The 14426-nt window shown below is 49.6% G+C and carries 15 protein-coding genes; 3 read left to right on the top strand and 12 right to left on the bottom strand.

Annotated features, from left to right (window positions below; all coding sequences use genetic code 11):
- Positions 1 to 214, top strand: a 214-nt coding sequence (locus tag ACFSB2_RS16730) for a hypothetical protein (protein WP_377944244.1), incomplete at its 5' end; no start/stop codon positions are given.
- Between the two features lie 97 nt (positions 215 to 311).
- On the opposite strand, the gene ACFSB2_RS16725 is transcribed toward ACFSB2_RS16730, so the two are convergent.
- A complete protein-coding gene (locus tag ACFSB2_RS16725; protein WP_377944243.1) occupies positions 312 to 470 on the bottom strand; it encodes a hypothetical protein in 159 nt (52 codons plus the stop codon).
- 90 nt (positions 471 to 560) lie between these two features.
- On the bottom strand, positions 561 to 2396 hold the full coding sequence (locus tag ACFSB2_RS16720; RefSeq protein ID WP_377944242.1) for a glycosyl hydrolase family 18 protein: 1836 nt from the start codon (positions 2394 to 2396) through the stop codon (positions 561 to 563).
- 446 nt (positions 2397 to 2842) lie between these two features.
- Here ACFSB2_RS16720 and ACFSB2_RS16715 point away from each other — a divergent pair, with 446 nt between their 5' ends.
- Together ACFSB2_RS16715 and ACFSB2_RS16710 are read left to right on the top strand one after the other, a co-directional pair.
- A complete protein-coding gene (locus tag ACFSB2_RS16715; protein WP_377944241.1) occupies positions 2843 to 3442 on the top strand; it encodes a transglycosylase SLT domain-containing protein in 600 nt (199 codons plus the stop codon).
- 248 nt (positions 3443 to 3690) lie between these two features.
- Positions 3691 to 4728 carry an LCP family protein gene (locus ACFSB2_RS16710; RefSeq protein WP_377944239.1) on the top strand — a complete coding sequence of 346 codons (1038 nt, stop codon included), beginning with the start codon at positions 3691 to 3693 and terminating at the stop codon, positions 4726 to 4728.
- Between the two features lie 269 nt (positions 4729 to 4997).
- Here ACFSB2_RS16710 and ACFSB2_RS16705 read toward each other — a convergent pair whose 3' ends face one another.
- The 10 genes from ACFSB2_RS16705 to aroC form a co-directional block, all read right to left on the bottom strand.
- Positions 4998 to 5813, bottom strand: coding sequence for a prephenate dehydrogenase (locus ACFSB2_RS16705; RefSeq protein WP_377944238.1), 816 nt, complete (start codon positions 5811 to 5813; stop codon positions 4998 to 5000).
- Positions 5814 to 5862: 49 nt separating this feature from the next.
- On the bottom strand, positions 5863 to 6894 hold the full coding sequence (aroF, locus tag ACFSB2_RS16700) for a 3-deoxy-7-phosphoheptulonate synthase (protein ID WP_377944237.1): 1032 nt from the start codon (positions 6892 to 6894) through the stop codon (positions 5863 to 5865).
- An 84-nt stretch (positions 6895 to 6978) separates the two neighbouring features.
- The gene (gene trpA, locus ACFSB2_RS16695; RefSeq protein ID WP_377944236.1) at positions 6979 to 7779 is read right to left on the bottom strand and encodes a tryptophan synthase subunit alpha; all 801 of its coding nucleotides are present in this window, start codon (positions 7777 to 7779) and stop codon (positions 6979 to 6981) included.
- A complete protein-coding gene (trpB, locus tag ACFSB2_RS16690) occupies positions 7776 to 8981 on the bottom strand; it encodes a tryptophan synthase subunit beta (protein ID WP_377944235.1) in 1206 nt (401 codons plus the stop codon). Before trpB ends, trpA begins: the two co-directional genes overlap by 4 nt.
- Entirely contained in the window at positions 8978 to 9649 is a 672-nt protein-coding gene (locus ACFSB2_RS16685) for a phosphoribosylanthranilate isomerase (RefSeq protein ID WP_377944234.1), read from the bottom strand. Before ACFSB2_RS16685 ends, trpB begins: the two co-directional genes overlap by 4 nt.
- Complete coding sequence (trpC, locus tag ACFSB2_RS16680) at positions 9649 to 10446, bottom strand: indole-3-glycerol phosphate synthase TrpC (protein WP_377944233.1); 798 nt, start codon at positions 10444 to 10446, stop codon at positions 9649 to 9651. Before trpC ends, ACFSB2_RS16685 begins: the two co-directional genes overlap by 1 nt.
- Positions 10443 to 11492, bottom strand: a complete 1050-nt coding sequence (gene trpD / locus ACFSB2_RS16675) for an anthranilate phosphoribosyltransferase (protein WP_377944232.1) — start codon at positions 11490 to 11492, stop codon at positions 10443 to 10445. The genes trpC and trpD overlap by 4 nt, the downstream gene beginning before the upstream one ends.
- 253 nt (positions 11493 to 11745) lie before the next feature.
- Positions 11746 to 12114 (bottom strand): chorismate mutase, encoded by a 369-nt coding sequence (gene aroH / locus ACFSB2_RS16670; RefSeq protein ID WP_377944248.1) that lies wholly within the window; start codon positions 12112 to 12114, stop codon positions 11746 to 11748.
- 6 nt (positions 12115 to 12120) lie between these two features.
- Entirely contained in the window at positions 12121 to 13212 is a 1092-nt protein-coding gene (aroB, locus tag ACFSB2_RS16665) for a 3-dehydroquinate synthase (protein WP_377944231.1), read from the bottom strand.
- On the bottom strand, positions 13209 to 14366 hold the full coding sequence (gene aroC, locus ACFSB2_RS16660) for a chorismate synthase (RefSeq protein WP_377944247.1): 1158 nt from the start codon (positions 14364 to 14366) through the stop codon (positions 13209 to 13211). The genes aroB and aroC overlap by 4 nt, the downstream gene beginning before the upstream one ends.
- Between the last annotated feature and the right edge of the window lie 60 nt (positions 14367 to 14426).

The raw sequence follows: 14426 nt of genomic DNA, 5'->3' as shown, positions 1-14426 counted from the left end.
ACGGTTTTTCACCCGTTCCGTTCAAAATCCTTACACTTTAATTCGACATTTGATACGCGAAACCCTTGCTATTATTGGACTTTTGAATCATTCAGCAGCCCCTAATTATCCCAATTACACATTTAATCCACATACAAACTTTGGCTGTTGGTTTGTCAGTCACAAATACATTCTTATTCAGATAGGCGCAATCAATGCCCTATCTTGTGTATAATTATTGAATACCTGGTATGATATCCCTGATATTCGTATGTTTAATAATGTGAATAGAATCTTCAGGTTCTGGCATGGTTTCTTCGCACCAGAATATTCTAATGCCTATGACTGAGTTTATCAGGTTTTTTGAGTGCCTGCCGTCTGCGGATGATCTCTCGCATGACATTTTGTTCGATAATGATTAACTGATCCAGTGTGGCATCCTGCCGGATGTATCTTACTGTCTTGAGAACTGTCTTCGGCAACTTATCCATTTATTCCCTCCTGAAACGACACGATTGTTCCTGATGGTATATCAGACACAGGACTACCGATCAGTATTGATAGTCAAAAATACATGGTAACTATATCGCTTTAAAGAGCGCATTCCAAGTTTGTGGGCCAACAATACCGTCCACAGTCAAACTATGAGTCTTTTGAAAAGCTTTCACTCCAGCCAAAGTTTTAGGACCAAAAATCCCATCGGCAACACCGGTATCATCCCCTTCCTGATTGAGTTTTTTCTGTATTATATTTACACGAACGCCTGTATATCCGTATTGAATCAGGTGTCCTGGATACTGCGACGTAGGCTTTGATTCAAGTGTTTGATGAACGACTGTTTGTTGTTGCGCTTGACTTTGGGAAGAGGTTGCCACGAAAAGATTGTGATAGATAGTCGATAGAAGCTGGCTTTTATAGTCCTGTGCTAACTTCCAAATCATAACACCGCCTAAATTGTGTTCATCCACATATTCGGTTTTCATAAAGATGGAGGCGGGGTCTTCAAAACTAATGAATTCTTTCCCATTAAATAGATAAGGTGATTCGGCTGGCGAATCCCAATGGTCGGTAAACCCACCTTGGTTCTTCCTATTCAAAACCTGGGTGACTAATGTGTTGTAGGGAACCGAAGTGGCCGTGCCTTGATACGGCTGATATAGCCCGTTGTTTTGATCCCTGACGTTCTGGTATTCATACGCAAAAAAGCGCATACCCATCACAATCTTGTCTGGTTCTACACCTTGCTTTAAGTAAAGTTGCACTGCCATGTTATCTGACCACTTCCCAGGATCAGCAGGATCCGTATTGAGTGGAGCTGCTTGACCTGTATAGGAACCCCAACTTCCATGGATGTCATAGGTCATCAAATTGAACCAATCAACATATTTCTGCATAGCGGCCAAGTTTGTTTCTTTTGTCGCATAAGTTGTATTAGCTGCGGCATCGACAGTAAGGTAATAATGCTTATGATCAAGAGCCCCTTGCGCGTCCAATTTTTCGCGAATTGTTTGTAGTAGTAATGTGTAGTTCTGGGGATCATTTGGATTGTGCTGGTCATTTGGATAGGAGCCTCCTTCGAGAGGATATTCCCAGTCAATGTCAACCCCGTCAAAGTCGTATTTTTTGATGAATTGAACGACACTGTCTGCAAATGTATCGCGTGATGTTTGCGTTGCAGCCACCTTCGAAAATTGAGATGAATTCCTCCATCCCCCGACGGAAATGATCGTTTTCAGATTTGGGTATCGTTTCTTCAGTTTAATCATTTGACCGAAGTTTCCTTTAATGGTATTTGGATCAGACGAGTCACCGCTAGATGATTGTCCGATGTCCAAACTCGGCTCGCCTAGTGCAATTTTCCCATCACTGTCGATGATCGCAAAGGCATAGTTGATCACATTCACTTCATTTGCTGGAATATCTGAAATGTGATAACCACTATATGTATCCCAGTTGGCGTAATAGGCGACTATCTTTCCCTTCCGCTCCAAAGGATTTGCTGTCGTGAAAATAACGGGATTGCTCGTTGGCGAAATATCGCCTTTAGCGTCAATGGATTTGACTACAAGATAGTATGTCTTGTTCGGACGTAGGTTGGACAGTTGAACTGACTTAGAGGAAGATTTGATGAGAATAGACGGAGAACTTGAGTTTGGTTGCCCTGGTATCACATCCGATTCGTCATTTATAACTTCGTACGTATTCCCCGTGCTATCCGCTGTACCTGTCTTCCAAGAGAGCGTTGCCCCTGTCTCCGTTACATTCGATACCTGTACATTTGTAGGCGAAGCCGGTTGTTGACTTTTAACAGTGGTGGACGCTGAAACTGGCTGACAGAAGACCCCAAATCCAAGCATGGCTGCTGAACCAAAGGCAAGTGCCCTTGTAGCTACGAATGTACCCTGATTGATCGTCATACTTTACCTCTCTTATAAGAATATTTAGAGAAAACTGCCGATAGTTTAAAATACTAAACACGTTTCAATTTTTAGTTGCTTAACCTGTCCAGTGAGAAATCAATGAATGGGCACTACCGATAAATCCCCCCTCATCAGTTTGTTGACTGCCATAGTGGTTCGGCATAATTCGACAACTTATGAGGGTCGAGACATCATCTCCCTTCATTTGACCAGAACAACTGGCCAAGTCACTTCTTCATTTCGCGATGTTTCTATAGAAGGCAAATCACGTTTCTTTGAACAGCACTACACTTGTAATTCAGTCTGGATATCAATAGGGTGTTAAAAAGTTACAATATACCACCCTCATAATTTGTTTGAATTGATTCGTATATCTTAACAAAGTTTTTAAGCAGCTATAGATAAGTGATAAAATTTGGAAAAGATTCAGAAGGAGCGAATAGATGGCTTACTTATCTCCAATTCAAGTCGCACATTATGCTTACGATGCTGGTTTCCGGGGTGCCTCTTTGGTGACTGCCGTAGCGGTCGCTGATGCTGAATCGACGTTTGACAGTTCCGCAATAAGTCCAGGAGATTCGTGCCTTGGGCTATGGCAAATCAACAAGGTACATGATGAGACAAACCCAAATGCCCTGTTCAATTCGAACTATAATGCAAAAATGGCGTACTCAATAAGTGATCATGGGACGAATTGGAGTGCGTGGAGCACATACACTAGCGGAGCGTACACAAGGTACTTGAATCTTGCAGAAACTGTCGCACGAGCAGCTACACAGCCCTCATATACTCACCTAAATGTACGTTTAAATGGCCAATCGTTCCCGGCAATCGAGGTCAAAAACACAACGTTTCTCCTGTGGACCGCCTTAAAAAAGTGGGATATTCCACACAGGTATCTCGGTAACGGTAAATTCTCCATTAACGGGCGAACAGTGCAGGGGATTGTTTATGAGGGGAATACCTATCTTAATTGGGGCTCGATACCTCATATCAAGGCCGTAAAAATCAGTGGCGAATTTAACTTCACCGACAGCCATTAAGACTCAAGTTTTGTGCTTTTCATTGAATTTCCCGTGATGTACAAAGCCAAAAAGATCGAGGAACCTTTCTCCTTTGTCTTTTATTTAGGGCGTGCCAAGAGGCGCGCCCTCACAAAAATAGCAGGTCTCACATTTTTATGCGATCAACCATTCGTGTTTAGTGGTTTCGACTAGGACGGGACAGCATCAAAATCCGGGTAATTGGGCAGAATTTATATTGAAGCAAGTCAAAATTATAGGAGCTAAGAATGGCTACAAATCATAAGAAACATTCAGCAGCCAAACCGGCGAAGAAACGTGGTCGTGCAAAACGCATCTTGGGATATACGGGACTGGCTCTTGCATTCATCATCTGTGCTGGCGGTGGAGTCGGGTTATATGAGTATCACCAACTCCAGCCAAAGAACTATATCACACCGAAAACACGCCCAGTTCTCGCTACCGGAACGAAGGAGCAATCAAAACAAGGGAACGGTACGTTCAATATGCTACTCTTAGGATCCGATGCACGTGCAACTGGCAGCAGTACTGACTTGTCTAATGCTGCCAGCCATTCAGATTCAATGATTCTCGTACATATAGACTTGAACAAACATCAATTCAATATGGTCAGTATCCCTCGGGATACGCGTGTATACTTGGCAGGCTACGGATATACCAAACTGACGAGTGTGCAATATATGGATCAAGTAAATCACGGTGAAAAACAGGGAATTATTGATACCGTCAAAGCGATCAGTCAACTCACCGACGTACCGATCAACTATTACGCGGAAACCAACTATTCTGGGCTTCAGAACATGGTTAATACGGTTGGTGGTATCACAATGAACTTGCCATTCCCGATTATGATTAATCACGCATGGTATCCGCAAGACAACGGTAAGTCGTTCACAGCAGGTCCTCACTTCGTGGATGGTCGGATGGCATTCGAACTTACCCATACAAGAGATGGGCTACCTGGCACTGACTTTGGTCGTCAGCGATTACAAGAAGCAGTATTAGTAGGAATTGCGAAAAAAATCATGAGTCCGAGTGAAGTAACGAAACTTCCTGCGCTGTCCAAAAGCCTTCGCAGATACCTAGTGGCGACGAATATGCCTCCACAGTTAATGATCAGTATTGGAATTGGAATGAAGGGTTTTTTCAATACAAGTCAGGACATCCACTATGAGCAACTTTTTGGTAAATCAGAAATGGTTTACAACGATGTTTTAAAAGCTTATGATGAGGAGATCATTCTGCCGAAATCTGAAATTCAGATGCTGGGAAAGAAGAATTTTTAGTAAACGACGACTCCAATCAATGAGAGCAAGCCCGATTTACCCTCAATATGGGTAACCAATTTTACATAATCATCTGAAGTTTTATGTTTCCAAGTGCGTAAGGAATACAACTTATGAAAAATAAATAGAAGATCGTCTGGGAACAAACCCGAAGAAATTTGAATGAAGGGTTTGTCGCTGTATGGAGACTTGATACAATTCCTTCGGGTTTGTTCACATAATATTTGTTATGTAAACAAGCAAACACATAACTTCCCCCTTAATCATATCTACTGCTTTCGCCCACGTTCCCACTGCTGCCGAATCTCTTGCGCTTGTGCCAGTTTTGCGCTCAATCCGTCTCTATCTTGTTCTTGCAACAAACGTGCAAACGCGTCCACTTCCTGCCGCAAATGTTCAAGGTAGTTGCGCACTGGCGCAGCGTTATCCAGCAATGTATCGACCCAGAATTCGGCTGGCGACGCCGCCAAGCGCGTGATGTCCCATAAAGCGGGGCCTGCTACAGAAGCCAATGACAGTGCTGCCTGCGCTATTCCTTTATCACTGGCTAACATCGCTGAAAGCGAGGTCAAGTGGATGCCATGGCTCACTTGCGCCATCATCTCATCATGTGTTTGGGCATCTTGGACAAAAGTCGGTTTTGCGCCGAATGTGGATACCAAACGAACCAAGTCAGCAGGTGTATGCCAGTCCTTCAGAAAGAGCCAAGGTCGTCCTTCAAACAATGTGGCGCTGGCTTCTTTGGGACCACCGCTTGCCTTGCCCGCCATCGGATGTGAAGGCACGAATTGAGCAGTTAGACCAACACGATGCGCTTCTGTACAGATGGATGATTTGACACTGCAGAGATCAACGACATTTGTTGCATGGGATGCGCCCCAAGTGAGTAAATCGCGTGCAGCGTGGACGGGAATTGCGAGAAAAAGCATGTCGTAGTTTTGTGTGACATCATCGCACGTCGGATAAATGTGGTGGAAGACGCTCAAGCGTGAGGCTTGTCCACGATATGTAGGGTTAATTTCCACCGCGTCGATGACCACGTTGGGGCACGTCGCTTGCACAGCAAGTGCAAGTGACGTGCCCATCAAACCGGCTCCGCAAATTAGCAACTTGCGAAAGTCATACTCCTCCATATTACAACACGCTCGTTTCGTTGCTGAACGACTGCACAAGTGTGTGTGTCTGGCGAACCTGTTTCGCCATTTCAGCAAACTGATCCAGATTCAAGCTTTGAGCGCCATCCGACCATGCTTCTGCAGGGTTGGGGTGGACTTCGACGATCACGCCTTGCGCGCCCGACGCGATGCCTGCACGCGCCATTGGTGTGACATAACGAGAGTTGCCGACACCATGGCTGGGATCGACCAAGATGGGCAAATGGGACAGATGTTGCACAACCGGTATGGCGTTTAAATCCAGCGTGTTGCGCGTGTAGGTTTCAAATGTGCGAATGCCGCGTTCGCAGAGAATGACGTTCGGATTTCCTTCTGACATCACATACTCTGCAGACATCAACCATTCTTCCATACTGTTGGCAAAGCCGCGTTTCAACAGCACGGCTTTATTGGTTCGCCCCACTGCCTTCAACAATGCGAAGTTTTGCATGTTGCGCGCGCCAATCTGCAGTACATCCACGTATTCCGCGACCAACTCCACAAGACCCGGCTCCATCACTTCGGAGACGATGCCAAGGCCTGTCGCTTCGCGGGCAGACGCCAAGTATTGCAGCCCCTCTTCACCAAGACCTTGGAAGGAGTACGGCGACGATCTCGGCTTGAACGCGCCACCGCGGAGCAATTGTGCGCCGCTCTTTTTGACCGCATGCGCGATGTCAATGATGCCTTCCAGCGATTCGACCGAACACGGCCCGGCAATGATGGTCGGTTCGCTACCGCCAATGACGTGATCCCCGACAGTGATTGTCGTGTTATCTGGATGAAAATCACGGCTTGCCAGTTTGAACGGATTGCTGACCGGCACGAGTTTTTCAACGCCGTTCATGCTTGCGACAGCCAGTTCGCGCACCTTTTCTTTAGGGCCAAGAACCCCGATGATGGTCTTTTCTACACCTTGGGTCAAACGTGGATCCAATCCCTTTTGTCGTAACACTTGCATGACAGACTCAATATCCGCCTGTGTTGCACTTTCCTTCATCACCACGATCATGCGAATCTCCCTCTCCACACTTTTGATATCTAGAATTGATTGAAAAGTCTATCACAGAATCTGCCTGACACCAACTCAAAAATTTTACATGCAGGCTTCCTTCAGTTGCTTGACAAACACAGCGACTTCTTTGCGTGCCTGTTCTTTGTCCTGCGACGCTTGATACAGTTCGCCAATTCGCCGCACAAACGCGCTGCCGACGATGACGCCATTTGCGTATGCCGCGATTTCTTGCGCCTGTTCCGGTGAACTGACACCGAATCCGACACATGCTGGTAGCTCGGTGTGTCTTTTAACGGCTTCTACGAGCGCTTGCACGCTTTCGGATACGCGCTTGCGCTCCCCTGTCACACCCAGCGTGGAAACACAATAGACAAAACCGCTAGCTTGTTGGCAAATGGCTTTGACACGATCCTCGCCGGAAGTTGGCGCGACCAACGGAATGAATGCGATCCCGGCTTCTTTTGCCGTCGCGGCCAATTGCGGGGCCTCTTCGAGCGGCACATCGGGCACAATCACCCCATCGCCGCCTGCGGCTGCCAAATCCGTGAAAAAGCGCGAAACGCCATACTGCAAAATGGGGTTGACGTACGTGAACGCGATCAACGGCTTCTCTGTTTCCTTGCGCAAAGCTGTGATGAGCCGCATGCTGTCAGGCAACTGGAATCCTGCTTGCAGACTACGCACGGCACCTGCCTGGATGACTGGGCCATCTGCCAAGGGATCTGAGTATGGCAGGCCTATTTCCACCATGTCCGCACCTGCGGCAAGGATGTCCCGCAGAATATCGAAGGAGGTTTCAAAGTCTGGGTCGCCTGCGACGACAAAGGGAATTAAAGCTGCACGCCCCACTAGCTGTTCAAACGCCTTTTCCAATCGATTCATCCTTTGGCCCCTCCTTGCATATCCGCGACCTGCTGGACGTCCTTGTCTCCGCGCCCAGAAAGGCAAATCACGACGTGATCATCCCGAGAAAAGTCCTTTGCATGCTCCATGATGTAGGCAACCGCATGTGCGCTCTCCAGTGCTGGAATGATGCCTTCCAGTTTAGAAAGTTGAAAGAACGCCTCTAATGCTTGCTTGTCTGTCACAGGCAGGTACTCTGCTCTGCCCGATTCAGACAGATGGGCATGCTCAGGGCCGATGCCTGGATAATCAAGACCGGCAGAGATGGAGTGCGCAGGTGTCACTTGTCCATACTCATCTTGCAAGAGCATGGTTTTGGCGCCATGCAATACCCCAGGGCGCCCCAGATTGATGCTGGCCGCATGTGCCGAGGTGTCTATGCCGTGACCAGCTGCTTCAATGCCGATGAGTCGTACAGATGCATCTTCTACAAATGGGTAGAAGATGCCCATTGCGTTGCTGCCGCCGCCGACCGCTGCGACGACTGCTGTTGGGAGACAGCCTTCTTGCGCCAGCAATTGCGCTTTTGTCTCGTCGCCAATGATGCGTTGGAAATCACGCACCAGTTTGGGATACGGATGAGGCCCTACCACTGATCCAATAATGTAATACGTATCGTCGACATGGGAGACCCAATGGCGTATGGCTTCATTTGTTGCGTCTTTTAGCGTTCTTGTGCCAGATACGGCCGGCACCACTTCCGCTCCGAGCATTTCCATGCGAAAGACATTCAATGCCTGGCGGCGCATATCTTCCTCGCCCATAAAAACTGTGCATTCCAACCCAAAGCGTGCGGCAACGGTCGCGGAAGCGACACCATGCTGTCCTGCTCCAGTCTCGGCGATGACGCGTTTTTTGCCTGTATGCACGGCCAGCAGCGCCTGTCCGATGGTATTGTTGATTTTATGCGCGCCCGTATGGTTCAGATCTTCGCGCTTCAAATAAATGCGAGGACCACCCAACGCCTCTGACAAACGCTCTGCGTAATAGAGCGGAGTCGGCCTGCCTGCATATTGCTGCAAATAATAAGAGAGTTCTTTTTGAAAGTCCGCATCTGCCCGCAACCGTTCATAGTCTGCCTCTAATTGGATCAGTGCTGACATGAGCGTTTCCGGAACATAGCGTCCGCCAAACTCGCCAAAACGCCCGTTCACGTCTGGATAGGACTGTTCGCGACTCATACACCGTTCACCGCTTTCAACAATTGTTGTATTTTTTCGAGGTCTTTGCGCCCGTTCGTTTCGACGCCGGATGATATATCAATCCCCGTCGGCCGACAAACAGACAACAATTTCCGCACATTGTCTGGGTGAATTCCGCCTGCAATCCACCACGGTCGCCCGTTGAGGTAGGGTTCGATCACGCCGAGCATCCGCCAGTCGAAGGATACACCGTGTCCACCCGTGACTGTTGTGTCTTTTGGCGGTTGCGCATCCAATAGAAGCGCGTCACAGACAGCTTGGTATTGCTCGATTTTGCGCAGCAATTCCGTCGGATCTGCATTGGCCAACGGAACGCTCAACGCTTTCCAAACATCGACGCCCAACTGCTTTACCGCCGCGCAGTCGCTGACGGACTCGTTTCCGTGAAGTTGAACAACTTCAATGCCGCTTTGTTCAATTGTGCGTTCAATCACGTCAATGGGCGTATCTACAAATACGCCGACACTGCGGCAAGCATTTGCTTTGGCCAACTGTCCCGTGATTTTTGCCGCTTGCATCGGAGGCACATATCGCCTGGATTTTTCGACAAAAATGATACCAATGTGACTGACGAGCGGATCTGTGGTGAACGCCAAATCATCACCAGGCTGCAGTCCACATATTTTAATTTGTATTGCTTGTGCCATCAGCGGCTCTCCGGCAAGGGAAGTTCGACTTGTAAGGCAGCCACTTCATTCGCTACATCAGCCAATTTTGCGTGACGCATCAGCAACTCTCCGACGAGGACAGCGCGTGCGCCCGTGAGCGCCATCCGCCTTGCGTCCGCAGTTCCAAAGATTCCACTTTCTGAGATGGCCAATGTATCGTGTGGCAATGCGGCGATGACGCGCTCCGTCGTCGCTAAATCCACTTCAAACGTATGGAGATTCCGATTGTTCACACCGAGCACACTTGGCTTCGCGGCCAATGCGGCATCCAGTTCATCGACATCGTGCACTTCGAGCAACACATCCAGCCCTAGGTTTTGCGCATAACTTGAAAGTTCACGCAACCTCTGAGGCGAAAGCGCAGCTGCAATGAGCAAGATGGCGTCTGCGCCAGCTGCAACTGCCTCGTCAATTTGCAACTCATCGATGATGAAATCTTTGCGCAAGACAGGGATATCGACGACTTGGCGGACGGCGATGAGATCTTCGATGGATCCCTGAAAGTGAACCTTATCGGTCAAAACAGAAATTGCTGTCGCACCCGCAGCAGCGTAAGTTTTCGCGCGTTCGACCGGATCGACACTTGATTGAATGACGCCTTTGGATGGGCTTTTGCGTTTGATTTCAGCGATGACACCGAGCGTGCTTCGCTGCAACAGCGCAGAACGGAGCGAACGATGCGCGCCTTCGCCATGCACTGGCGCCATGACACCTTCTGCCTTCAATAGTGCAATTTCAACGCGTTTGGTTTCTAAGATTGTGTCTAAAAAACTCATTGTTGAACCACCTCTGCATCGAGCGAAGCAACGGCTTGACTCGCTGCGACAAATTCGTGGAGTTTGCGCAATGCGGCGCCGGAATCAATCAGTTTCCTCGCCTGCGCTACACCTTGTTGCAAATTTTTCGCCTTGCCACCGACATACAGGGCAGCTGCGGCGTTGAGGAGCACGATATCGCGCTTTGGACCATGTTGGCCGTTAAAAAGCTCACATATCACGTTCGCGTTGTGTTGGGCATCTCCGCCGCGAAGCGCCGATACATCCGCACGCGCCAAACCGATTTGCTCTGGTTCTATGGTTCGCAGTTGTACGTCTTTACCGCGCACTTCCGCGACCGTCGATGGTCCTGAAATGGACAGTTCATCAAGCCCGTCTGCACCATGTACCACAAGCACGTGATCTACGCCTAATTCGGCGAGCGCCTGGGCGACGGTTTCAACTAAATCAGCGCGAAACACACCGAGCACTTGGCGGCGTGTTTGAGCTGGATTGGTTAAAGGACCAAGTATATTAAATATCGTACGGAAACCGAGTTCTTTGCGAACCGTTGCCGCATGTTTCATAGCTGGGTGAAAAGTTTGGGCAAATAAAAAACAGAGGTTTGTCCGCCCCAACATCTGTTCACATTGGGCTGCGTCCAAATCAATGCGAGCGCCAAGCGCTTGAAGGACATCGGCGCTTCCGCTCTTGCTGGATGCTGCGCGGTTTCCGTGTTTGGCAACAGGAATTCCGGCAGCTGCGGCAATCAGTGCTACAGTCGTGGAAATATTAAATGTGTCCGCGCCATCGCCACCTGTGCCACAGGTGTCGATACTGCCGACAGGTGCTGTCATTTGCAAGGCATGGCGACGCATCGCCCTCGCAAAACCAGCAATTTCAGAAGCCTGCTCACCACGAACAGCCAGTGCGCTGATGAGACCAGCGGTCTGGATGGGTGATACACGCCCCTGCATCAACTCATTCATGAATTCGTCTGCCAGTGCGACATCTAACGGTGCACCACTGGCGGCCGTGCGCAATGCCACGTCAATGACATGCGTCATTTTGACACACTCCTCTCAACTCTCAAACCACGCATGCAGATATACAGAAGTACGAAGACCAGCTAAAAACATACATGCGGTAGTTCGACTCAACTCAACTCACTCAACTAAAGACACATGCAACCTGTGCTGCATGTGTCCATGGTATATGGCTTTTGAAACGACGTCAACCGTTATATGCGCCCAACCCTGCCATTTGCGAGATTTTGTCGGTGTGTTGCAGTTTCATGTACGGTGGCCGGTTTTTGCATCCTCAATCTTTTGATAAATCAGGGCGCAATTGCACAGCCTCGCCCAAGTATACGTGTTCCAATTCATCTTGCCCTTTTGTCGTGTTGAGATGAATGAGGATGCGAATGCTGCGCGGCAATGAGCCTGGAACGCCAATTTCCTGTGCGCACATCAAAGGCACCCATTTCCATCCCGGCAGGCTCCGAACCGCTTTTGCCGGAAAAGCTGCCGACAAATCCGGTGTCAGCGTCAACAGCACACTGGCGACGTCGTCCACCTCGATTTCATTGAGACGAACCACTTCTTCAATCAATTCTTTCGTAGCCGCAAAGATCTGTTCGCTCGTATCGGCCTCGACCGTTGTAGCGCCACGAACACCGCGAACTTTCATCATTGCTTAAACCCCCTTCATCGATTCCCGCACGACATCTTCAACTTCTTGCGGGCGAATGTCGTTGACAATTTGCACTTGGCCGATGGCCGTGGGCAAGACAAATGTCCACGCATCGCTTTTATGCTTTTTATCCACTTCAATCAGTTTTTTGATCTCATGCCAATCGTCGGCGGGCGCTTGTGTCGGCAAGCCGTGCGCCGCGAGCACAGACGTGATGAGCGTACGGTGCGCGGCTGTCAGCAAGCCGCGTTTCTCTGCCAGTCTCGCTTCGAGCGCCATACCAATGGAAATGGCCTCACCGTGTCCTAGGCTGTAATTGGATCGCTGTTCAATCGCGTGGCCTATCGTATGGCCCAAATTGAGCACTTGCCGCAGATTGGCCTCCCGTTCGTCCCCTTCCACAACGTCGATTTTCACGCGCATGGCCGCGGTCAAAATCGGTTCCAACTCATCGGCAGGCGGACATACGGTCAAGGGATTGGCGGCGAGTGTCTCAAACAGATTTGCGTCCGCAATGATCCCATGTTTGATGACTTCCGCCATGCCGTTTACCCATTGCCGTTCCGGCAGATATGACAGCGTGTTTAAATCGTACAAAACGGCGCGCGGCGGATAAAAGGCGCCAATTAAGTTCTTGCCTTGCGGCAGATTGATCCCGACTTTGCCGCCAATGCTGCTGTCATGAGACAACAGTGTGGTCGGCGCCTGAATAAAGGGTACACCACGCAGATATGTGGCCGCCACAAATCCAGCGAGATCGCCCACGACGCCGCCGCCCAAGGCGAGGACGACATCCTGACGGCGCATGCCAAAGGAAATCAAGTCTTGGTATAAACCATAGGCTACATCAAGCGACTTACTCGCATCCCCTGCCGGTACGACCAAGGTTTGAAACGGGTACCCTGCTGACTCCAAGGATTCAGTCAATTGGTTGACAAACGGCAAATGCGCAACCGTCGTGTCGGTGATGATGGCGATTTTTGTCCCCGTTTTAATGCCAATTTCCTGCAACTGTTCGCCAGTCTGGGCCAAGACATCAGCGCCAACCACGACTGGGTACGTCATGCGGCTGCTCTGTACGGGAAGGCGCTTCATCGGCGGCTGATCCTTGTTGTGTATTGTTCGTAGTTGTCGCGCATCTGTTCGAGCGAGTCACCGCCCAATTTCTCTATCAAAGCATCGGCAATGACCCAAGCGACGACGTTTTCCCCAACGACGGACGCTGCGGGCAATGCACAGTAGTCGGAGCGCTCAATGGCCGCCAATTCTGTTTCTTTCGTCTGCATGTTCACACTCGGTAATGGCTTGTACAAGGTCGAGATGGGTTTCATCGCGACGCGGACAACCACATCTTGTCCGTTGGTGACGCCGCCCTCCAGACCGCCAGCGCCATTGGTTGGACGCAGGTATCGGCTGCCATCGTGCGCAATGGCGTCGTGCACGTTTGAACCAAAGCGGCGCGCCGCCTCAAAGCCCAGGCCAATCTCCACCCCTTTGATGGCTTGAATGCTCATCAAAGCGCCAGCCAATCTGCCATCCAATTTTCGATCCGGCATCGCATAGCTGCCAAGACCGATTGGGCAGCCGCGGACAATCACCTCAAACACGCCGCCGACCGTGTCCCCGTTTGCTTTCGCCTCGTCGATTTTGGCGATCATCTTGACGGAGGCTTCGCTGTCCGCACAGCGGACCTCAGACGCATCGGCCGCTGCAATCAGGTCAGAGAGTTGTTCTGGCATTGTCTCTGCTTTGATGTCGCACAATTCCACGACATGGGCCGTCACTTGAATGTCAAATTGCGCGAGCAGTTGCTTGGCAAGCGCCCCTGCCGCAACGACTGTGGCCGTATTGCGCGCGCTCGCGCGCTCTAAGACATTGCGAATATCTTCATGGTCATATTTAATGGCCCCTGCCAAATCAGCGTGTCCTGGCCGCGGGCGATAAATTTCTTTCAAATCCGCTGGCTTCTCATCAAAGACAGACATGCGTTCTGTCCAATTTTTAAAGTCGCGATTGGCGACATTCATTGTGATGGGTGTACCCAGGGTCTTGCCAAAGCGAATGCCACTGGTCACTTCCACCGTATCCGTTTCAATTTTCTGACGAAAACCGCGACCATATCCCTGTTGGCGGCGGCGCAATTGTTCATCAATCGCCTCTTTGGAGACAGGCAGATTGCTTGGAAACCCGTCAATGACCACAGTCAAACCAGGTCCATGTGATTCTCCAGCTGATAAATACCGTATCAAATAAAGACCTCCTAATAGCGAAACAAAAGCGATGATGATGACGTTGTTCCGGACGAATTG

Source organism: Alicyclobacillus fodiniaquatilis (assembly GCF_042678105.1).
GTDB classification, from domain to species: Bacteria; Bacillota; Bacilli; order Alicyclobacillales; family Alicyclobacillaceae; genus Alicyclobacillus; species Alicyclobacillus fodiniaquatilis.
Note: the sequence above shows the minus strand (reverse complement) of the source record. Positions and strands in the feature narration are given on the sequence as shown.